We start from the raw sequence: 18,538 nt of genomic DNA on the forward strand, positions 1-18,538 counted from the left end.
CGCTCAGCCCTCGTACGCGGCGAGGTCCTTGATCACCCCGAAGCCGAGGCCGTACGCGCTCATCCCCCGGCCGTACGCGCCGAGGTGCACGCCGTTCTCGCCGCCCGCCGAACCGGCCAGCACCCAGCCGTACGCGGACTCGCGGTAGCGGAACGGGGTCGGCTCGCCGTCGACCGGCAGCAGCAGCTCGCTCCAGCCCTCACCGTCGAGGTCGTCGGCGAGCTCCCAGGCGAGCGCGGTCTGCTGGTCCAGCCAGTCCTGGCGCAGCGCGCGGTCCATCGTCGACGGCCAGGTGTGGGCCAGCAGACCGGAGCCGGCCAGCCAGGCGGCGGTCGAGACGGAGGTGGCGTCCAGCACGCCGGTGCCGTCGCCGCTGCGCCGCACGGGGCGCCCGGCGACCGTCACCACGACGGTGAACCGTTCTTCCTTGGGCGTCTCGGTCTTTATCGTCGGCTCCTGGCCGTGGCCGGTCGCACCGTGTTCGACGGTGCCGTCGGCGGCGGCGCCGACCCGCATCAGCCAGCGCGGGCCGGTGAACGCCTCATCGAGGCCGTACCAGGGGAAGGCCGCCAGCAGATAGCCGTCGACCTTCCGCCCCGCGTCGGCCGTATCCGCCTGGGCCGCAGCCCGACTCACCGTCTCCATCTGCGCGGAGCCTCCTCGTTGCCCTGTGTCGTGGGCGGCCCGCCCCCCTCAGGCGTCCTCACCCCGGACACCGGGAGCATAGCCAGTGACCGGGCGGGACAGAGCGCAAGGGCGTGCCCGTGAGGGGCGACATCCGCCCGGTGGACGAGCGGGCCGCGGGCCGGGCGGCGGACGACGGCTCAGGTGGCGTCGGTGTCGAAAGGCGGACGCTCGCCCGGGGCGAGGCCGCCGGAGGGCTTCTTCGTGAGGTCGATACGGCCGGATCCGGCGGAGGGCGCGTCGTCCTTGGAGAGGTTCAGCCGTCCGCCGCCGGACGCGGCGCCCGCCGGGGCGTCGTCGCCGTAGCTGCGGACCGCGTCGGTGACGTCGGCCATCTCCTGCTTGAGGTCGAACCCGTCGCGGATCTCCTGGAGGTCCTTCAGGCCGTACTCGTCCTTCTCCAGGACGTGCTTGCGGACGAAGTTCTTCGGGCGCAGGTCGTCGAACTCGAAGTCCTTGAACTCCGGGCCCAGCTCGCTGCGGATGTCCTCCTTGGCGCTGTCCGAGAACTCCCGGACCTTGCGGAGGAAGCCCATGACGTCCCCGATGACCTTGGGCAGCTTGTCCGGGCCGAAGATGAGCACGCCGAGGATCACGAGAGCCACCAGCTCCAGGGGTCCTATGTCGAAGAACACCTTCAGCTCCTTGGTTGTCCGTGGCCGGTCGGCGGCCCGGGGCCAGGCCACCCCTCACGGTACCTGGCCCCGGGCGTCACGCGGGAGTCGCCCGCGCCAACGCCGTGCAAACGATCAGCCGGTGCCGGACGAGCCGAGGGTGAGGCGGACGGTGCGGTCCTGACCGCCGCGGCGCAGGGTCAGGGTCAGGGTGTCGCCCGGCCGGTGGCTGCGGATCTTGACGATCAGCTCGTCGCCGCTGTGGACGGGGGCGCCGTCCAACCGGGTGATCACGTCGCCGCCCTTGATCCCCGCCTTGGCGCCGGGGCCGCCCGGGGTGACCGGGTTCCGGCCGCCCTGGCCGGCGGCGCTGACGCGCGCGCCGTCGCCCGGATACTCCATCTCCAGCGTGACGCCGATCACCGGGTGGGTGGCCCGGCCGGTGTTGATCAGCTCCTCGGCGACCCGTTTGGCCTGGTTGATCGGTATGGCGAAGCCCAGCCCTATGCTGCCGCCCTGGGTCGAGCCGTCGGGGCTGGAGCCGTCGGCCGCGCGGATGGCGCTGTTGATGCCGATGACCCGGGCCCGGCCGTCGACCAGCGGCCCGCCGGAGTTGCCCGGGTTGATGGGCGCGTCCGTCTGCAACGCGTCCACGTAGGACACATCGCTGCCGTCGCCCTTCTCCCCGCCCGCCGTGATGGGCCGCTGCTTGGCGCTGATGATCCCGGCGGTGACGGTGTTGGCGAGGTCGTACGGCGCGCCGATGGCCACCACCGGGTCGCCGACACGGACCGCGTCGGAGTTGCCGAGGGTGAGCGGATGCAGCCCGGAGACGCCGTCGACCTGGACGACGGCGAGGTCGTAGCCGCTGTCCCGGCCCACGACGCGCGCCTTGGCGGTCTGCCCGCCGCTGAACGTCACGGAGATCTCGCCGCCGTCCCCGGCGGGCTCGACGACGTGGTTGTTGGTGAGGATGTGGCCCTGCTTGTCGAGGACGAAGCCGGTGCCGGTGCCCTGCTCGGAGTTGCCCCGTACGTGGAGCGTGACGACGCCGGGCAGCGCGGTCTGCGCGATCCCGGCGACGCTGTGCGGATCGCGGGGCCGGGGCGCCTCGTCGTCCTGCGGCAGCGTGATGTCGCCCGGCCCGCCGTGCCGTTCGACGTACGCGCCGACGGTGCCGCCGATGCCCCCGGCGAACAGCGCGAGCAGCACCGCGCCGACGACGAGCGGCCCGCGCCGGGTGCGCCGGGGCGGCGGGACGGCGGGGCCCGCCGGCGCGCGCCACGGGTCGTAGTGCTGCCAGGCGCCGCCCTGTGCCATCGGCGGGACGAGGTGGCCCAGCTCACCGGAGGCGTCGTGGTGCGGGACCGGCCGCTCGGGCGGCAGCGGGGCGTCGGCCGCCTGCCGCTCGGCGGCGCGCGCCACGGCGGAGCGGGGCCCGCCGTCCCCCGGCATGGGCACGAATCCGCGGCCGTCCGAACCGTTCCCGCCCTGCGGATACGGCTGCGGCGGTACGGGCCGCTCGGGGGGCAGCGGGTGCTCGCCGTACGGGCCGCCCGGCGCGGGCGCCTGCGGCGGTAGCGCCCCCGGCAGCGGCGGCGCGGCGGAACCGTAGGCGGGCGCGGCGGCCCCCGGCGGCAGGTGGGTGCCGTGCGCCGGGGTGGTCACCGGCCGCTGCACCGGCGGCGCGGGTGCCCACGGCCCCGGGTCACCGTAGGGCGGCGTGCCGTACGGATCCTCCGCATGCCGCGGCTTCGGCTTCTCCGGGGCGGCCGCCCCTGCCTTGGCGAGCTGCACGGCCGCACGAGGAGCGGCAGCCGCACCCTCGGGCACGGACGTGCCGCCGGGAGGCGTGGCGGAGGCTCCGGGAGCAGTGGGCGTCACCGGGGGCGCGCCCGGGGTGACGGGGGCGTCCGCCGGTGCGGGGGACGTCGGCAACGGGGCTCCGGCGGCGGCCGCGGGTACGGGTGCCGGGGCTCCGGCGGCGGCCGGAGAGGCGGGCTCCGCCGCGGCCTCCGGACCGGCCGGGGGCAGGTCGGCGGCGGAACCGGCCCGCACCGACGCGGCCGTGGCCGCCAGCGGCTCCGGGGGCGGGAAATCGTCGTCGGACACCGGCAGCGACCCGGAACCGGCAGCCCCCGGAGCAGCCGGAGCAGCGGGAGCGGCGGGAGCGGCGGCCTGCGGAGCCGCGTCGCCCACCGGCAGCGGCGGGGCCGGGGCCGGAGCGGCGGCCTGCGGCACGGCGGAAACCTCCGGCTGCGGACCCGCGCCACCCTCGGGCACCGGCGGCGCCCCGCCCGGAACACCCGGCTGCGAGCCGTCTCCGGGCGACGGCTGGACCACGGCGGGAGCACCGGGCTGCACCACGGACCCGGCAGCCGCCGGAGCAGCGGAAACAGGAGCCTGCGGAGCAGCGTCGCCCACGGGCAGCGACTGGGCCGGGGCCGGAGCGGCGGGCTGCGGCACGGCGGGCGCACCCGGCTGCGGGCCGCCCTCGGGCATCGGCGGCGCCCCGCCCGGAACACCCGGCTGCGAGCCGCCCCGGGCCGCCGGCTGCGCCTCCGTCCCCGCGCCCGGCACCGGCGCACCGGCCTCGGACGGACCGGACGGACCGGGCTGCGGCTGGGTGGCGCTGCTGTCGGTGGGCAGCGGATGGGGCTGCGGTCCCGGCCCGGGGCGGGGGTCGGGGGTGCGCCCCGGCCGGTTCCACCACTTCAGCTTCGGCCCGGTGGCCGTACCGTCGTCCATGCTCTCCCCACCATTCGCCCGCGCCTGCGCGGGCCACCGCCACCTCGCGGACCGTGCCCGTCGACGACACGCACCGCCCCGCAGCGATTCAACCAGTTCCCTGTGACAGAGCGCAGGCGGCGGTCAGCGCGGGGCGGCGGGCGGGTGCGCGGAGGGGGTGGGAGAGAGTGCGGAGCCGAGGAGCGGGCGGAGGATCTCGGTGGCGGGGGCGAGCGGGCCCGGGGCGCGGACGGTATCGACGGCCTGGGGCGCCGGGCGACGGGCGACGTCCTGACCGGACGGGGCCGTCAGCGGACCGAACCGGCCGCCGGACGGTATCCGCACCGGGGGCGCCGCGGACGGCGCGCCGGGAGCGTACAGGCCGGTCGCCCCGGGCGCGGCCCGGCCGGCGACGCCGCCGGACGTCAGCAACCCGGCGTCCCGGAGCCGGTCGCTGCCCGCGACCGGGGTGGCGCTGAGCGGGACGACGGCGGTGCCGGTGCCGTCCTGACGGCCCGGCGGATCGATCGCGGCCTCCAGCGGCAGCGTGCCGCCCAGGGCGAGGGCGGCCAGCGAGACGGCACCGGCCGCGGCGAACGCGAACCGGCGGCGCTGCGGCGCCGGGCGCTCGCTCTCATGGATACGGAAGCCCCGCTGCCGGGGCGCGGGGGCACCGCTCGCGTGCGCGCCGGAGGACGGCAGGTAGCCGAAGCCGCCGCCGTCCCGGTCGAACTCGGCGCGTCCGAAGGGGCCCAGCCCGCCGCCGGGGCCGTCCGGATCTCCGCCGGACAGCCCCTGCAACCGCGCCAGCAGCCCCTCGGAGGGGCCGGGTGGCGCGGCCTGCGCGAAGACGCTCTTCAGCCGGCGCTGGGCGTCGGCCTCCGCCTTGCACCGTCCGCAGGTCGCCAGGTGCGCGAGCACCCGCTCCCGCGCGTCATGTCCCAACTCGCCGTCGACCAGGGCTGCGAGGCGGTCACCGAGATGGTGCTCGGCGGGGGAAGCACCGCCAATCGGGCTCACGCGATTCCGACCTCCCCGGTGGACACCGCGGCCAGCGAGCGCTGCTCCCGCTCCTCGGCGCGCACCTGCGGCGAGCGGTGCTTGAGCGCCTTGCGCAGATGCGAGCGGCCACGGTGGATCCGGCTGCGGACCGTACCGAGCTTCACGCCGAGCGTCGCGGCGATCTCCTCGTACGACAGGCCCTCGATGTCGCACAGGACGACGGCGGCGCGGAACTCCGGCGCCAGGGTGTCCAGCGCCTGCTGCACATCGGCGTCGAAGTGGGTGTCGTTGAAATGCTGCTGGGGCGACGGCTCGCGGCTCGGCAGCCGCTCGGCGGCGTCCTCGCCCAGCGCGTCGAAGCGGATCCGCTGACGGCGGCGGACCATGTCGAGGAAGAGGTTGGTGGTGATGCGGTGCAGCCAGCCCTCGAACGTGCCCGGCGTGTACGTCGACAGCGAACGGAAGACGCGGACGAAGACCTCCTGCGTCAGGTCCTCGGCGTCGTGCTGATTGCCGGTGAGGCGGTAGGCGAGGCGGTAGACCCGTGCGCTGTGGGTGCTGACGATCTCCTCCCAACTGGGGGGAGTCCACGCCTGCGCATCCGCGTCTGCGGCGAAGGTCGCGGTAGGAGCGGAGTGGTGGGCGCGGAGACGGTCAGCGGTGTCGGTCACGGATTTCGGCTCGGCGAACGGCCGTCGCAGGCGTCTGCGCCCTCGGCGGTCACCCGTCGTAGCCGCACCTCCCCTGGTGGCTCTGGTGGTGTCCAGTAGAGCCCCTACCATATCCACCTCGCCCGTTAGCTCCGGATAAGCAGTTTTGACCTGCATTTGGTGCTACTTCCGCGCTTGCTTCGTGTCTCCGTCGGTCTTCACCACCGCATCCCCCCTGTCCCCCATTAACGCCCGGTCCCATCTGCGGGTTCCCGCACGCAGCGGATACAGTCACCGTTGCGTCAACTACGGGGACAGGAGAGGGCCATTACCGGCAACCGGCAGACGGGCCTGGCATTCGCCGAGGCGTACGGCGCCGGGACCATCGACGACGCCACCGACATCGCCCTTCGCTGGTCCCGTTCCTGCGCCCGCGACGCCGGGATCCGTACGGTGTCGACCGCCACCGGAGCCGCCCTGCGCATGCTCGCCGCCACCGCCGGGGCCAAGGCCATCGCCGAGATCGGCACCGGCACGGGCGTGTCGGGCATCTACCTCCTGCACGGTATGCGGCCGGACGGCGTGCTCACCACCGTCGACCTCGAACCGCAGCGGCAGACCTTCGCCAAGCAGGCGTTCCGCGAGGCGGGCTTCGCCGGGAACCGCGCGCGGTTCATCCCCGGCCGGGCGCTGGACGTCCTGCCGCGGCTCGCCGACGGCGGCTACGACCTGGTGTTCTGCGACGGCGATCTGGCGGAGTGCACCGACTACCTCGCCGAGGCGCTGCGGCTGCTGCGCCCGGGCGGGCTGGTCTGCTTCGCGGGGGTCTTCGCCGACGGCCGGACCGTCGACTCCGGTGAGCAACCCGACGAGGTGCTGCGCCTGCGCGAGTTGCTGCGCGCGGTCCGGGACAGCTCCGCGCTCGTCCCGTCGCTGCTGCCGGTCGGCGACGGCCTGCTGTGCGCGGTCAAACGCGGCTGAGTGAGCCGGTCCGCCCGGGGCCGTGACGTCCGCCCGCCGGGAGCCCGCCCCCGGAACGACGAAAGGCCCCGGCGGAGCGCACGAGGCGCGCCGCCGGGGCCATGATCATCGGCTGGGGGTACCTGGGGTCAGCGCCCCGGGGAACCGCAGCAGTTCGGGCCGCCCTCTCAGACGGTGACCTTCTCCAGTGCCTCACCCAGGGCCTTGGCTTCGTCGGGTGTCAGCTCGACGACGAGTCGCCCGCCGCCTTCGAGCGGAACCCGCATGACGATGCCCCGCCCCTCCTTGGTCACCTCGAGCGGGCCGTCACCCGTCCGCGGCTTCATGGCCGCCATGCTCGTTCCCCTTCCTGAAACCAGCTCATCCTCAGCCGACCGCCGACGGCCGCATCTCGGCACGCGTCACCGGCATCGAACACATTGCTTCCAGGCCATTATCCCGCATCGAACGACCCGATGACCAACATCGGACAGCTTCCCTTCGGCAACCCGCTCCCCCAAACCCCCGCAATTCGGTGAGTGGCCTGCGATACTGCGCCGCCCTTCACGCCCTCGGCCACCCTCATTCTTTGACGTACGTCACATGCCCGGCCCGGATGATCTCCGGCATCCTGAGCGCTGACCGCCCCCGAAGGGCGGCGCCACCCGCGACGGAGGGACCCCTCACTCATGGCCGACACCGTGCTCTACGACGTGACCGACGGACTCGCCACGATCACCCTCAACCGCCCCGACGCGATGAACGCCCTGAACATCGACACGAAGGTGGCGCTCCGGGACCATCTGCGGAACGCGGCCGCCGACCCCGCCGTCCGCGCCGTCCTGCTCACCGCCACCGGCCGCGCCTTCTGCGTCGGCCAGGACCTCAAGGAGCACATCGGACTGCTCGCCGCGGACCGGGAGCGCGGCGACGGCTCCACCATGAGCACCGTGCGGGAGCACTACAACCCCATCGTCACCGCGATCACCGAGATGCCGAAGCCGGTGGTGGCGGGCGTCAACGGCGTCGCGGCGGGCGCCGGCTTCGGCTTCGCCCTCGCCGCCGACCACCGCGTCGTCGCCGACTCGGCTTCCTTCACCACCGCCTTCGCCGGGGTCGCGCTCACCGCCGACTCCGGGGTGTCCTGGACGCTGCCGCGCGTCGTCGGGCCGGGCCGCGCCGCTGACCTGCTGCTCTTCCCGCGCAGCATCGACGCGCAGGAGGCGTACGCGCTGGGCATCGCGAGCGAGGTGGTACCCGCGGCGGAGCTGGCGGACCGGGCGGCGGCGGTGGCCCGCAAGCTCGCCGCGGGGCCGACCCTGGCGTACGCGGCGCTCAAGGAGTCGCTGGCCTACGGCGCCGGGCACACCCTGGCCGAGGCGCTCGCCAAGGAGGAGGAGCTGCAGGCGCGGGCCGGGGCCTCCGAGGACCACCACATCGCCGTGGAGGCGTTCGTGAAGAAGGAGAAGCCCGTCTACCTCGGGCGCTGACCGGGGCGCGCCGCCCGGTCCGGGCGGCGGTCGTGGCGGGGCGGCCCGGGGCTCAGCCCGCGGCCGCCGCCCGCTCCGTCGCCTCCCGGACGTGGCACCCGGCGAGGTGGTCGTTGACCAGACCGCACGCCTGCATCAGGGCGTACGCGGTGGTCGGGCCGACGAAGCGGAAGCCGCGCTTCTTGAGGTCCTTGGCGAGCGCCGTGGACTCCGCGGTCACCGGCGGGACGTCGGCGACGGTGCGCGGCGCCGGGCGGCCGGCCCGCTCGGGCGCGTACGACCAGATCAGGGTGTCCAGCTCGCCGGGGGCCAGGGCGGCGGCGAGACGGGCGTTGGCGAGCGTCGCGGTGATCTTGGCTTGATTTCGGATGATGCCGGGGTCGGCGAGGAGCCGTGCGGCGTCGGCGTCGGTGAACCGCGCGACCTCGGCGATCCGGAAGCCCGCGAAGGCGGTGCGGAACGCCTCCCGGCGGCGGAGGATCGTGATCCACGACAGACCGGACTGGAACGCCTCCAGGCACATCCGCTCGAAGAGCGCGTCGTCGCCGTGGACCGGGCGGCCCCACTCGGTGTCGTGGTACTCGCGGTAATCGGCCATCTTCTCGGCCTCCATGCCCCACGGGCAGCGCGGAACGCCGTCCGGGGCGGTCACCACACCCGTCATGACCGGCCCTCACCTTCCGGCGCCCCGGCCGCCCGGCCGTCCGCCTCCGCACCCGCGGGCCGCGGCCGCGCCGTCGCCCCGGTCCCGTCGGCGTCGGCGGCTCCGGCGTCGGGCCCCGGCTCTCCCTCGGGCGCACCGTCCTCGATCAGTCCCGGACCGCCCATGGACGCGGCGTGGACGCCGGCCAGTGCCGCCTCCAGCTCCGCGATCCGGGCGTCCCGCTCGGCGAGTTCGGCGCCGACGCGGTCGAGGGCGTCGTCGACGTCGTTCATGCGGTAGCCGCGGACGGTGACCGCGAAGCGTACGGAGTCGATGTCGGCGCGGGTGAGCGGGCGCTGTCGGGGCAGCGGGTCGTAGAGCTGCTCGGGCTCGGTGTCGTGCAGCCCGCCGCGCTCGCCGCCCACGACGACGAGGGTGACCACGGCGACCACCACGACCATGGCGATCAGCAGAAACCAGAACACGACCAACTCCCCGGAAGACGCACCTGCACCGATCGTGCCATGCGGGTGTGACAGTCAACGGCCTCGCCCGCGCCCGTCGGCGGGTGAGGCCGTAAGGTCGCTGCCGGACCATCGAGAAGGAGTGAGCATGCTGCGGCTGGGGAAACGCGAGTTCGGCGCGGACGAACCGGTGATCATGGCGATCGTGAACCGGACCCCGGACTCCTTCTACGACCAGGGGGCGACGTTCCAGGACGAGGCGGCACTCCACCGTGTCGAGCAGGCGGTCGCCGAGGGCGCCGCGATCATCGACATCGGCGGCGTCAAGGCCGGACCCGGTGAGGAGGTCACCGCCGAGGAGGAGGCGCGGCGCACCGTCGGCTTCGTCGCGGAGGTGCGGCGGCGCCACCCGGACGTGGTCATCAGCGTCGACACCTGGCGGCACGAGGTCGGCGAGGCGGTGTGCGAGGCGGGCGCCGATGTCCTCAACGACGCCTGGGGCGGCGTCGATCCGAAGCTCGCGGAGGTCGCCGCCCGGTACGGCGCGGGTCTGGTCTGCACGCACGCCGGGGGCGCCGAACCGCGGACCCGTCCGCACCGGGTGGCGTACGACGACGTGATGGCGGACATCCTGCGCGTGACGCTGGGGCTGGCCGAGCGCGCCGTGGCGCTGGGCGTCCGGCGCGACGCGATCATGATCGATCCGGGGCACGACTTCGGGAAGAACACCCGGCACAGCCTGGAGGCGACCCGGCGGCTGGGTGAGATGACCGATACGGGCTGGCCGGTGCTGGTCTCCCTCTCCAACAAGGACTTCGTCGGCGAGACGCTGGACAAGCCGGTCAAGGAGCGCGTCCTGGGCACGCTGGCGACCACCGCGGTCTCCGCGTGGCTGGGGGCGCAGGTCTACCGCGTCCACGAGGTCGCCGAGACCCGGCAGGTGCTGGACATGGTCGCCTCGATCGCCGGGCACCGGGCGCCGGCGGTGGCCCGGCGCGGGCTGGCGTAACCGGCCGCGCCAGGGGGTGCGGGGCCGCGCCGGGCGGCCCCGCGGGCGGGCGTCACCGCACCCCCGGTCCCACTTCCTTCGTCACCAGGGCGATGGCCTCGTCCACGTCATCGCTGAGGTGGAAGAGTTCCAGGTCGCGGGGGGACGCCTTGCCCTCGGCGATCAGCGTCTCGCGCAACCAGTCGACCAGTCCGCTCCAGTAGGACGTGCCGAAGAGGACGATCGGGAAGCGGGTCACCTTCCCGGTCTGGACGAGGGTCAGCGCCTCGAACAGCTCGTCCAGGGTGCCCAGTCCGCCGGGCAGTACGACGAAGCCGCGGGCGTACTTCACGAAACAGGTCTTCCGTACGAAGAAGTACCGGAAGTCGACGCCGAGGTTCACGTACGCGTTCATGCCCTGCTCGAAGGGCAGCTCGATGCCGAGGCCGACGGAGGTGCCGCCGGCCTCGTGGGCGCCGCGGTTGGCCGCCTCCATGGCGCCGGGGCCACCGCCGGTGATCACCGCGAATCCGGCCTCCACCAGCGCCCTGCCGAGCTTCACGCCGGACGCGTACTCGGCGGAATCACGGGGCGTGCGGGCGGAGCCGAAGACGCTGACGGCGGGGCCGAGTTCGGCGAGCGCGCCGAAGCCCTCGACGAACTCCGCCTGGATGCGCATGACCCGCCACGGATCGGTGTGCACCCACTCGGAGGGGCCCTCGGAGTCCAGCAGCCGCTGGTCGGTGGTGCTGCGCTGCACCTGGTCGTAACGGCGCAGTACGGGTCCCAGCCGCTGCTCCTCGGGGGTGGCTGCTCCCTCGGGACTGGCCATGTCGTGCTCCCTCCGCCGACTGAACGTTGCGGCCCTCAGCCTAGATCCCGCGCGGGACCGTCCACGCCGTCCGTCCGGCGGGCGGGACGGACGGCGCGGACCGGTGCCTTCGCCGGGGCGGACGGGCCGCCACGGTGACGGGTCAGCTGGTCAGCCAGGCGCGGAGCCGCTCCTCGCAGTGGCCGATGCGCTCGGCGAGGACACGCTCGTCGCGCTTGTGGGCGAGGAGCGGGTTGCCGGGGCCGTAGTTGACCGCGGGGACGCCGAGGGCGCTGAAGCGCGAGACGTCGGTCCAGCCGAACTTGGGGCGCGCGGTGCCGCCGACGGCGTCCATGAACGCCTTGGCCGCCGGGTGCGAGAGGCCGGGCAGCGCGCCCGGGGAGTGGTCGTCGACGGTGAACTCGTCCACCGGGCAGTCCGCGAAGACCTCGCGGACGTGGGCCAGCGCCTCTTCGGGGGTGCGGTCCGGTGCGTAGCGGAAGTTGACGGTGACGGTGCAGGCGTCCGGGATGACGTTGTTGGCGACGCCGCCCTCGACGCGGACGGCGTTGAGGCCCTCGCGGTACTCCAGTCCGTCGATCATGGCGCGGCGCGGCTGGTACGCGGCGAGCTTCGCCAGGATCGGGGCGGCGGCGTGGATGGCGTTCGCGCCCATCCAGCCGCGGGCGGAGTGGGCGCGCTCACCGCTGGTGTGCAGCAGGACGCGCAGGGTGCCCTGGCAGCCGCCCTCGACCTCGCCGTCGGAGGACTCCAGGAGGACGGCGAAGTCCCCGGCGAGCCAGTCCGGGTGGGCGTCGGCGACATGGCCGAGGCCGTTGAGGTGGGCGGCGACCTCTTCCTGGTCGTAGAAGACGAAGGTGAGGTCGCGGTTGGGGGCGGGGACGGTGGCGGCGATGCGGAGCTGGACGGCGACGCCGGACTTCATGTCGCAGGAGCCGCAGCCCCAGAGGTAGCCGTCGTCGTCGAGGCGGGAGGGGACGTTGCCGGCGATCGGGACGGTGTCGAGGTGTCCGGCGAGCACCACCCGCTCGGCGTGGCCGAGGTGCGTGCGGGCGACGACGTTGTTGCCGTAGCGGTCGACGGTGAGGTGATCCAGCGCGCGCAGGGCGTGCTCGACGGCGTCGGCGAGGTCCTTCTCATTGCCGCTCTCGGAGGGGAAGTCGACGAGCCGCGCGGTCAGCTCGGCGGCGTCGAGCGACAGGTCGAGGGCGGGGTGATCTGCGGAGCGCTCCATACCGTCAACCCTAGAGCCTGGCGCCGACCGCCCGGCGCGGGGCCGACCGCCGGCCGGGGCCGCCAGGAGTCCGGGGATCGCCGGGCCCGGACCCCCGGGCTTCGCTACGGTGGCGGCGTGCAGGCCGCCGTCCCTTCCCCCGCCCGCCGCCGGCGCCCGTGGCGTACCGCCGCGGCCGTCGCCGTGCTGCTGGGCGCGGGCGCGTACGTCGCGGTGGAACAGCTCACCGGTGGGCCCGGGGAGCCGCGGTGCACGGTCGCGGCGGCGGGCGGCGGCGCGGCGTACGAGCTGCCGCCGGAGCGGGCGGCGAACGCGGCGACGGTCTCCGCCGTGGCCGCCGCGCGGGGGCTGCCGCCGCGGGCGGTGACGGTCGCGCTGGCGACGGCGATGCAGGAGTCCGGACTGCGCAATCTCGACCACGGCGACAAGGACTCCCTCGGTCTGTTCCAGCAGCGCCCCTCGCACGGCTGGGGCACGCCCCGGCAGATCATGGATCCGGTGTACGCCGCCGGGGCGTTCTACGCGCATCTGGTGAAGGTGCCCGGCTACGAGCGGCTGCCGGTGACCGAGGCGGCGCAGCGGGTGCAGCGCAGCGGCTATCCGCTGGCGTACGCCAAGCACGAGGCGGACGCGGCGCTGCTGGCGGACGCGTTGAGCGGGCTCCGGGGTGCGGCGCTGACCTGCGTGGTGCCGCGCCCGGAGCGGGGCACGGGCGCGGCGGGCGCGGCGCGGGTGCGCGAGCGGCTGGTGCGGGAGTTCGGCGCCGGGGTGCTCCCGGGGGCCGGCGCGAAGGACGCGGGCGCGAAGGGCGGCGGCCGGACGGTGACGGTGCCGGTGGCGGGCTCCGGCGCGGACGGCGGGGCGCGGCGCGGCTGGCAGGTGGCGCTGTGGTCGGTCGCCCACTCCGCCGAACTGGGCGTCGAACAGATCTCCTACGCCGGGCGGACCTGGCGGGCGGCGGACGCCGGGCAGGGCTGGCAGCGCGACGCGGACCGCGGCGCCCCGGGCGCGGCCTCCGCCGTACGGATCATCACCGGGCAGTAGTCCGGCGCTTCCCTCCATCGGGGCACACCCGCCAACTCCCGTGGCCGCCGGGGCCCTTGCGCCGCGACGGCGGGCGGGTGCGGCCGCATTCCCTTGTGGGACAAGGGTGGCGAGGGTGTCGCGACGGGCGAACGGATGCACATATTGCCCGCATTTCGACACGGCGGATTATGTGACGCGTTATCAATTCTTTACCGGAGTTCACCGCAACCTTCGGGGGGCTGACGCGGTAGTCAGGGCGTCCGTCGGCCCGGCGGACCCGGCACGTTCCGTGCCCCTCTGTCCGAAGTACGCGCCCCTCCGTCGAAGGAGCACCATGTCCCTCCCCGTTACGCGCCGGATCGCCCGAGCCGCCCTGCTGGTCGCGGCGAGCGCGGCACCCGTGGTCGCCGTGGCCGGTTCCGCCAGCGCCGCGGCCCTGCCGAGCGCGACCGACCTGGGCGGGCTGACCACCCTGGACTCGCCGCGCACCAGCGAAACCGTCGACACGGTCGCGCACGAAGGCGTCGGCCTGGTGAACGAGGCCGGTGGCGCCGCGGCGCAGAAGCTCGCCCCGGCGCTGGTGGAGACCGCGGGTCCGGTCGTCGAGCGGGCCGCGCCGACCACCCAGCACACCGCCGAGACCGTCGGGGACGTCCTCGGCAAGGCCGGTAAGAACGGTCTGTCGACCGACACGCTGCCCACCGACGCGGTGAAGGGCGTGGCCGGTGCGACGCAGCAGCTGCCCGCGAAGGGCCTGCTCGGCGGTCTCCCGCTCGGCGGCTGACGGCGGGCGCCGAGGCGCCAGGCACACGAAGGGGCCCGGGGAGTTCATCTCTCCCCGGGCCCCTTCGCCTGTGCGCTACGCGAGACGGCGGACGGCCGCCTCGACGCGTTCGTCGGTCGCGGTGAAGGCGATCCGGACGAAGCGGTCGCCGGCCGGTCCGTAGAAGTCACCGGGGGCGACGAGGATGCCGCGCTCGGCGAGGTGGCCGACCGTGTCCCAGCAGGGCTCGTCGCGGGTGGCCCAGAGGTAGAGCGACGCCTCGCTGTGCTCGATGCGGAACCCGGCCGCCTCGAAGGCGCCGCGCAGTGCGGCGCGGCGGCGGGCGTAGCGCTCCCGCTGCTCGGTGACGTGCGCGGTGTCGCCGAGGGCGGCGACGGTGGCCGCCTGGACGGGCGCGGCGACCATCATGCCGCCGTGCTTGCGGATCTTCAGCAGCTCACCGAGGACGGCGGCGTCACCGACGGCGAACGCGGCGCGGTACCCGGCGAGGTTGGAGCGCTTGGAGAGCGAGTGCACGGCGACCAGACCGTCGTGGGAGTCGCCGCAGACGTCCGGGTGCAGGACGGAGACCGGGTCGGCCTCCCAGCCCAGTTCGAGGTAGCACTCGTCGCTGACGACCAGGATTCCGTGCTCGCGGGCCCAGGCGACGATCCGGCGCAGCTCGTCGGCGGTCAGGACCCGGCCGGTCGGGTTGGACGGCGAGTTGAGCCAGAGCAGCTTCAGACCGGCCGGGTCGAGGTCGGTCGGGTCGTCGTAGGCGACCGGTTCGGCGCGGGCGAGGCGGGCGCCGACCTCGTACGTCGGGTAGGCCAGGCGCGGGTGGGCGACCTTGTCGCCGGGGCCGAGGCCGAGCTGGGTGGGAAGCCAGGCGACCAGTTCCTTGGAGCCGACGACCGGCAGGACGCCTGCGTGGGTCAGCCCGCGGGCGCCGAGGCGGTCGGTGGCCCAGCCGGTGAGGGCGTCGCGCAGGGCCGGGGTGCCCCAGACCGTGGGATAGCCGTGACTGTCGGCCGCGTCGGTCAGTGCCGCACGGATCAGCTCGGGCACCGGGTCGACGGGGGTACCGACGGAGAGGTCGACGATGCCGCCCGGGTGTGCGGCGGCCGTGGCCTTGTAGGGCTCCAGGCGGTCCCAGGGGAAGACCGGAAGGAGGGAGGAGACTGCGCCCACGATGCTCTCTTTCTGGTGCGGGGCGGATGCCGGCGGGCCCGGCGCGGGCCGGGGCCGGGGAAGCGCGAAGGTCCCGTACGTCGGTGCCGTACGGGACCTTCGGACGCCGCGGGACCGGGCCGGCGGCCGCGCCGGTGCGGGGCGGCGGCGTCGCGCCGCCCCCCCCGCACGGGCCGGGCCGTTACTGGTTCTGCGGCGGCAGCGCGGCGATGAAGGGGTGGTCGCGCTCGATCAGGCCGAGCTTGCTGGCACCACCGGGCGAGCCCAGCTCGTCGAAGAACTCCACATTCGCCTTGTAGTAGTCCTTCCACTCGTCAGGGGTGTCGTCCTCGTAGAAGATCGCCTCGACCGGGCAGACCGGCTCGCAGGCCCCGCAGTCGACGCATTCGTCCGGGTGGATGTACAAGGACCGGGAGCCCTCGTAGATGCAGTCGACGGGGCACTCCTCGATGCATGCCTTGTCCTTGACGTCGACACAAGGCTGCGCGATGACGTAGGTCACGCTGTCGTTCCTCCTCGGTAGGGCCGGCGGACCGATTGGCAGGCCGCCGCAGGGCGCGCGGGAGCGCGGCGTCGTCGATGCCCGCACCTAGTATCTCCGTTCCCGGACACGAGACGAACAAGAGGGGCGGGAAGAGCGGTGGAATTCATGACCGACGGTCGTGCTGAAGTTCGCATCACCCATGCTGACGTGGGCAAAAGGGTATCGGTCCGGCGCCGTACGGACGACAGTGCAGGTCAGTGGGCGTTCACCGACGCGGTCGGGGTGCTCACATCCTGGACGGACGGTGTGCTCATCATCACACGCAGGAACGGCGAGCAGGTCAGGGTCGGGGAAGAACTGCTGGTCGCGGCCAAGGTGGTGCCGCAGACGCCGGCCCGGCGGCGGGGCCCGGCGGCCGATGTGCGGGAGCTGACCGAGGTCGCGGCCCGCGGCTGGCCGGCGGTCGAGACCGAGCGTCTCGGCGGGTGGACGCTGCGGGCGTCCGGCGGCTTCACCCGGCGGGCCAACTCTGTCCTGCCGCTCGGCGCCCCCGGGGTCCCGCTGGACGAGGCGCTGGCGCACACCGTCCGCTGGTACGCATCGCGCGGTCTGCCGGCCATCGTCTCCGTGACCACCGGCCGCCCGGACGCCGACGAGGAGCTGGCCGCCGAACTGGAGCGGCGCGGCTGGACGGCGTCCGGCCGCACCCGGGTGCGGACCGCCGCGCTGGCGCCGCTTGCGGACACCGGCGCGGACCTGGCCCGGGTGCGGCTGGACCGGGAACCGGACGCGGCGTGGCTGGCGCGCTACCACCGGGCGGAGGGGCCGGTGCCCGGGGCGCGGGCGGTGCTGACCGGCGGTCCGTCGGTGTGGTTCGCGACGGTGGACGGCGCGGACGGCGGCGCGGAGGCGATCGGGCGCTGTGTGGTGGACGGCCGGTGGGCCGGGTTCGCGGCGGTCGAGGTGGCGCCCTCGGCGCGGCGCGGGGGGCTGGCCCGGCTGGTGATGGCGGCGCTCGCCGCCCGCGCCCTGGACGAGGGGGCGTCGGCCGCGTATCTCCAGGTCGAGGCGGACAACGCGGCGGCGCTCCAGCTCTACGACGGGCTCGGCTTCACCGATCACCACGGCTACCACTACCGGACCGCGCCCGCGGCGGTGGCCCCCTGAGCGCGGACGGGCCGGGCGGGCCCGGGGAGGCGGTGCGGGCGCGGCGGCGCCGGTTCGCCGAGGAGGCGCGTGCCGAGCGGCCCGATCTCGTGCTGCTCTGTCTGCTGATCGCGGCGGAGGGCGATCCGGCGCTGGACGAGGCGGGCATGGACGCGGTGCAGATCGAGCTGGACGAGCTGGCCGGGCGACTGCCGTTCGCGCCGGAGGGTGGACCGGCGGCGTGGGCCCGTAACGTCGGTGAGCTGCTGGGCCGCCGCCTCGGTTTCGGCGGGGCGGCGGCCGACTACCGGCGGCTGGAGTCGTCGCTGCTGCACCAGGTCCTGCGGCGGCGGCGCGGGCTGCCGATCCTGCTGTCGGTGGTGTGGACGGAGGTCGCCCGGCGGGCCGGGGCGCCGGTGTACGGGGTGGCCCTGCCGGGTCATTTCGTCGTCGGGTTCGGCGATCCGCGCGGGGCGCATGTGCTGGCCGATCCGTTCGCCGGGGGGCGGCTGCTCTCCGACGCGGACGCGGCGGAGCTGGTGGCGGGGGCGACCGGGGCGCCCCTGGAGGCGCCGATGCTGCTGCCCGCCGATCCGCTGGAGACCGTCGCGCGCATCCTCAACAACATCCGCGCCTGGGCGCAGGCACGCCCCGAGCACGCCCCGGTCGGCCTGTGGGCCGTCGACCTGGCCCTGCTGCTCCCCGGCCACCCGGCCCGGCTGCGCCAGGAGCGGGGCCAACTGCTGGTGAACTGCGGCCGCTTCCAGGAAGGCGCGGCCGAGCTGGAGGAGTACGCCCGGGTGGTCGAGGCGGTGGATGCGAAGGCCGCGGAGACGGTACGAGGGCGGGCGGCGGAGGTCAGGTCGCTGCTCAACTGAGGCCCGTACGCCGGGGACCGGATTCCGGACGCGGTGCGGCCGGGCGGCCCGCGGTGCGGACGGTGCCTCGCCCGGTGGGCGTCGCCGCAGGTCAGAGCCAGCCCTTCTCGCGGGCCGTGCGGAGCGCCTCGGCGCGGTTGCGGGCGCCGGTCTTGCGGATGGCGGCGGAGAGGTGGTTGCGGACGGTGCCTTGCGAGAGGTGGAAGTGGCGGGCCAGTTCGGCGTGGGTGCCGCCCTCGTCGGCGCGGAGCAGGATCTCGCGTTCGCGGTCGGTGAGCGGGCTGACGCCGTCGGCGAGGGCGGCGGCCGCCAGCGCCGGATCGATGACCCGCTCACCGCCCAGCACCCGCCGGACGGCCTCCGCCAGACGCGCCGCGGGGGCGTCCTTGACCAGGAACGCGTCGGCGCCCGCCTCCATGGCGCGGCGCAGATAGCCGGGCCGCCCGAACGTGGTGAGAATGACGATCCGGACGCCGGGCAGCGCGGTGTGCAGCTCCGCCGCCGCCTCAAGACCGCTCATCCCGGGCATCTCGATGTCCAGCAGCGCGACATCGACGGTGTGCTCCCGGGCGAGCGGGAGAACCTCGTCACCCCGGGACGCCTGGGCGACGACCCGGAGATCGTCCTCCAGCTCCAGCAGCGCGGCCAGCGCCTCCCGGACCATGGACTGGTCCTCGGCGAGCAGCAGACGGATCATGCGGCCAGCTTACGGGGAGCGCGAGCGGCGGCCGGACGGGTACGGGCGGGCCCGGAACGGGATGC

General features: G+C 74.8%; 20 protein-coding genes. 7 read left to right on the plus strand and 13 right to left on the minus strand.

Going from position 1 to position 18,538, the window contains the following annotated elements; all coding sequences use genetic code 11:
• Positions 1-3: 3 nt before the first annotated feature.
• The 5 genes from ACGH2B_RS08050 to sigE all read right to left on the minus strand — a co-directional run bounded on the left by ACGH2B_RS08050 (position 4) and on the right by sigE (position 5,809).
• The gene (locus tag ACGH2B_RS08050; RefSeq protein WP_399086258.1) at positions 4-645 is read right to left on the minus strand and encodes a hypothetical protein; all 642 of its coding nucleotides are present in this window, start codon (positions 643-645) and stop codon (positions 4-6) included.
• Positions 646-824: 179 nt separating this feature from the next.
• Positions 825-1,319: a sec-independent translocase gene (locus tag ACGH2B_RS08055; protein ID WP_399086261.1), complete on the minus strand. Its 495-nt coding sequence runs from the start codon at positions 1,317-1,319 to the stop codon at positions 825-827.
• A 114-nt stretch (positions 1,320-1,433) separates the two neighbouring features.
• On the minus strand, positions 1,434-3,356 hold the full coding sequence (locus ACGH2B_RS08060) for a trypsin-like peptidase domain-containing protein (protein ID WP_399096808.1): 1,923 nt from the start codon (positions 3,354-3,356) through the stop codon (positions 1,434-1,436).
• Positions 3,357-4,169: 813 nt separating this feature from the next.
• On the minus strand, positions 4,170-5,045 hold the full coding sequence (locus ACGH2B_RS08065; protein ID WP_399086265.1) for a zf-HC2 domain-containing protein: 876 nt from the start codon (positions 5,043-5,045) through the stop codon (positions 4,170-4,172).
• The gene (sigE, locus tag ACGH2B_RS08070) at positions 5,042-5,809 is read right to left on the minus strand and encodes an RNA polymerase sigma factor SigE (RefSeq protein WP_399086268.1); all 768 of its coding nucleotides are present in this window, start codon (positions 5,807-5,809) and stop codon (positions 5,042-5,044) included. The genes ACGH2B_RS08065 and sigE overlap by 4 nt, the downstream gene beginning before the upstream one ends.
• Before the next feature lie 165 nt (positions 5,810-5,974).
• Here sigE and ACGH2B_RS08075 point away from each other — a divergent pair, with 165 nt between their 5' ends.
• On the plus strand, positions 5,975-6,658 hold the full coding sequence (locus ACGH2B_RS08075; RefSeq protein WP_399086271.1) for an O-methyltransferase: 684 nt from the start codon (positions 5,975-5,977) through the stop codon (positions 6,656-6,658).
• Positions 6,659-6,825: 167 nt separating this feature from the next.
• Here ACGH2B_RS08075 and ACGH2B_RS08080 read toward each other — a convergent pair whose 3' ends face one another.
• On the minus strand, positions 6,826-6,993 hold the full coding sequence (locus tag ACGH2B_RS08080; RefSeq protein ID WP_003985072.1) for a DUF3117 domain-containing protein: 168 nt from the start codon (positions 6,991-6,993) through the stop codon (positions 6,826-6,828).
• 333 nt (positions 6,994-7,326) lie between these two features.
• Here ACGH2B_RS08080 and ACGH2B_RS08085 point away from each other — a divergent pair, with 333 nt between their 5' ends.
• Positions 7,327-8,127, plus strand: a complete 801-nt coding sequence (locus ACGH2B_RS08085; protein ID WP_399086274.1) for an enoyl-CoA hydratase/isomerase family protein — start codon at positions 7,327-7,329, stop codon at positions 8,125-8,127.
• A 52-nt stretch (positions 8,128-8,179) separates the two neighbouring features.
• Here the strand turns inward: ACGH2B_RS08085 and ACGH2B_RS08090 are convergent, their stop codons facing one another.
• Complete coding sequence (locus ACGH2B_RS08090; RefSeq protein WP_399086277.1) at positions 8,180-8,791, minus strand: DNA-3-methyladenine glycosylase I; 612 nt, start codon at positions 8,789-8,791, stop codon at positions 8,180-8,182.
• A complete protein-coding gene (locus ACGH2B_RS08095; RefSeq protein WP_399086280.1) occupies positions 8,788-9,255 on the minus strand; it encodes a DivIVA domain-containing protein in 468 nt (155 codons plus the stop codon). The genes ACGH2B_RS08090 and ACGH2B_RS08095 overlap by 4 nt, the downstream gene beginning before the upstream one ends.
• 127 nt (positions 9,256-9,382) lie before the next feature.
• Between ACGH2B_RS08095 and folP the strand changes: the two genes are divergently transcribed.
• On the plus strand, positions 9,383-10,243 hold the full coding sequence (folP, locus tag ACGH2B_RS08100) for a dihydropteroate synthase (protein WP_399086282.1): 861 nt from the start codon (positions 9,383-9,385) through the stop codon (positions 10,241-10,243).
• A 52-nt stretch (positions 10,244-10,295) separates the two neighbouring features.
• Here folP and ACGH2B_RS08105 read toward each other — a convergent pair whose 3' ends face one another.
• Positions 10,296-11,054 (minus strand): TIGR00730 family Rossman fold protein, encoded by a 759-nt coding sequence (locus ACGH2B_RS08105; RefSeq protein ID WP_399086285.1) that lies wholly within the window; start codon positions 11,052-11,054, stop codon positions 10,296-10,298.
• 142 nt (positions 11,055-11,196) lie between these two features.
• Complete coding sequence (dapE, locus tag ACGH2B_RS08110; RefSeq protein WP_399086288.1) at positions 11,197-12,288, minus strand: succinyl-diaminopimelate desuccinylase; 1,092 nt, start codon at positions 12,286-12,288, stop codon at positions 11,197-11,199.
• Between the two features lie 117 nt (positions 12,289-12,405).
• On the opposite strand from dapE, the gene ACGH2B_RS08115 reads away from it, so the two are divergent.
• Positions 12,406-13,332, plus strand: a complete 927-nt coding sequence (locus tag ACGH2B_RS08115; RefSeq protein WP_399086291.1) for a heavy metal transporter — start codon at positions 12,406-12,408, stop codon at positions 13,330-13,332.
• 316 nt (positions 13,333-13,648) lie between these two features.
• Positions 13,649-14,098 (plus strand): ATP-binding protein, encoded by a 450-nt coding sequence (locus ACGH2B_RS08120; protein ID WP_399086294.1) that lies wholly within the window; start codon positions 13,649-13,651, stop codon positions 14,096-14,098.
• A 75-nt stretch (positions 14,099-14,173) separates the two neighbouring features.
• Here ACGH2B_RS08120 and dapC read toward each other — a convergent pair whose 3' ends face one another.
• A complete protein-coding gene (dapC, locus tag ACGH2B_RS08125) occupies positions 14,174-15,268 on the minus strand; it encodes a succinyldiaminopimelate transaminase (RefSeq protein ID WP_399086297.1) in 1,095 nt (364 codons plus the stop codon).
• Between the two features lie 181 nt (positions 15,269-15,449).
• Positions 15,450-15,770 carry a ferredoxin gene (gene fdxA / locus ACGH2B_RS08130; protein WP_004950253.1) on the minus strand — a complete coding sequence of 107 codons (321 nt, stop codon included), beginning with the start codon at positions 15,768-15,770 and terminating at the stop codon, positions 15,450-15,452.
• 138 nt (positions 15,771-15,908) lie between these two features.
• Here fdxA and ACGH2B_RS08135 point away from each other — a divergent pair, with 138 nt between their 5' ends.
• Positions 15,909-16,919, plus strand: coding sequence for a GNAT family N-acetyltransferase (locus ACGH2B_RS08135; RefSeq protein ID WP_399086301.1), 1,011 nt, complete (start codon positions 15,909-15,911; stop codon positions 16,917-16,919).
• A 32-nt stretch (positions 16,920-16,951) separates the two neighbouring features.
• Positions 16,952-17,776, plus strand: a complete 825-nt coding sequence (locus ACGH2B_RS08140) for a tetratricopeptide repeat protein (protein WP_399086304.1) — start codon at positions 16,952-16,954, stop codon at positions 17,774-17,776.
• A 91-nt stretch (positions 17,777-17,867) separates the two neighbouring features.
• On the opposite strand, the gene ACGH2B_RS08145 is transcribed toward ACGH2B_RS08140, so the two are convergent.
• Complete coding sequence (locus ACGH2B_RS08145) at positions 17,868-18,473, minus strand: response regulator (RefSeq protein WP_399086307.1); 606 nt, start codon at positions 18,471-18,473, stop codon at positions 17,868-17,870.
• Positions 18,474-18,538 lie beyond the last annotated feature (65 nt).

The sequence above is a fragment of the Streptomyces sp. BBFR2 genome (assembly GCF_044497305.1).
In the GTDB taxonomy this organism is placed as follows: domain Bacteria; phylum Actinomycetota; class Actinomycetes; order Streptomycetales; family Streptomycetaceae; genus Streptomyces.

What these genes read in the sequence shown, in the direction of transcription:
- ACGH2B_RS08105 (WP_399086285.1), bottom strand. Translation starts at nt 11,054, where the DNA reads ATGGCCAGTCCCGAGGGAGCAGCCACCCCCGAGGAGCAGCGGCTGGGA.
- ACGH2B_RS08050 (WP_399086258.1), bottom strand. Translation starts at nt 645, where the DNA reads ATGGAGACGGTGAGTCGGGCTGCGGCCCAGGCGGATACGGCCGACGCG.
- ACGH2B_RS08085 (WP_399086274.1), top strand. Translation starts at nt 7,327, where the DNA reads ATGGCCGACACCGTGCTCTACGACGTGACCGACGGACTCGCCACGATC.
- ACGH2B_RS08145 (WP_399086307.1), bottom strand. Translation starts at nt 18,473, where the DNA reads ATGATCCGTCTGCTGCTCGCCGAGGACCAGTCCATGGTCCGGGAGGCG.
- sigE (WP_399086268.1), bottom strand. Translation starts at nt 5,809, where the DNA reads ATGGTAGGGGCTCTACTGGACACCACCAGAGCCACCAGGGGAGGTGCG.
- dapE (WP_399086288.1), bottom strand. Translation starts at nt 12,288, where the DNA reads ATGGAGCGCTCCGCAGATCACCCCGCCCTCGACCTGTCGCTCGACGCC.
- ACGH2B_RS08120 (WP_399086294.1), top strand. Translation starts at nt 13,649, where the DNA reads ATGTCCCTCCCCGTTACGCGCCGGATCGCCCGAGCCGCCCTGCTGGTC.
- folP (WP_399086282.1), top strand. Translation starts at nt 9,383, where the DNA reads ATGCTGCGGCTGGGGAAACGCGAGTTCGGCGCGGACGAACCGGTGATC.
- ACGH2B_RS08080 (WP_003985072.1), bottom strand. Translation starts at nt 6,993, where the DNA reads ATGGCGGCCATGAAGCCGCGGACGGGTGACGGCCCGCTCGAGGTGACC.
- ACGH2B_RS08090 (WP_399086277.1), bottom strand. Translation starts at nt 8,791, where the DNA reads ATGACGGGTGTGGTGACCGCCCCGGACGGCGTTCCGCGCTGCCCGTGG.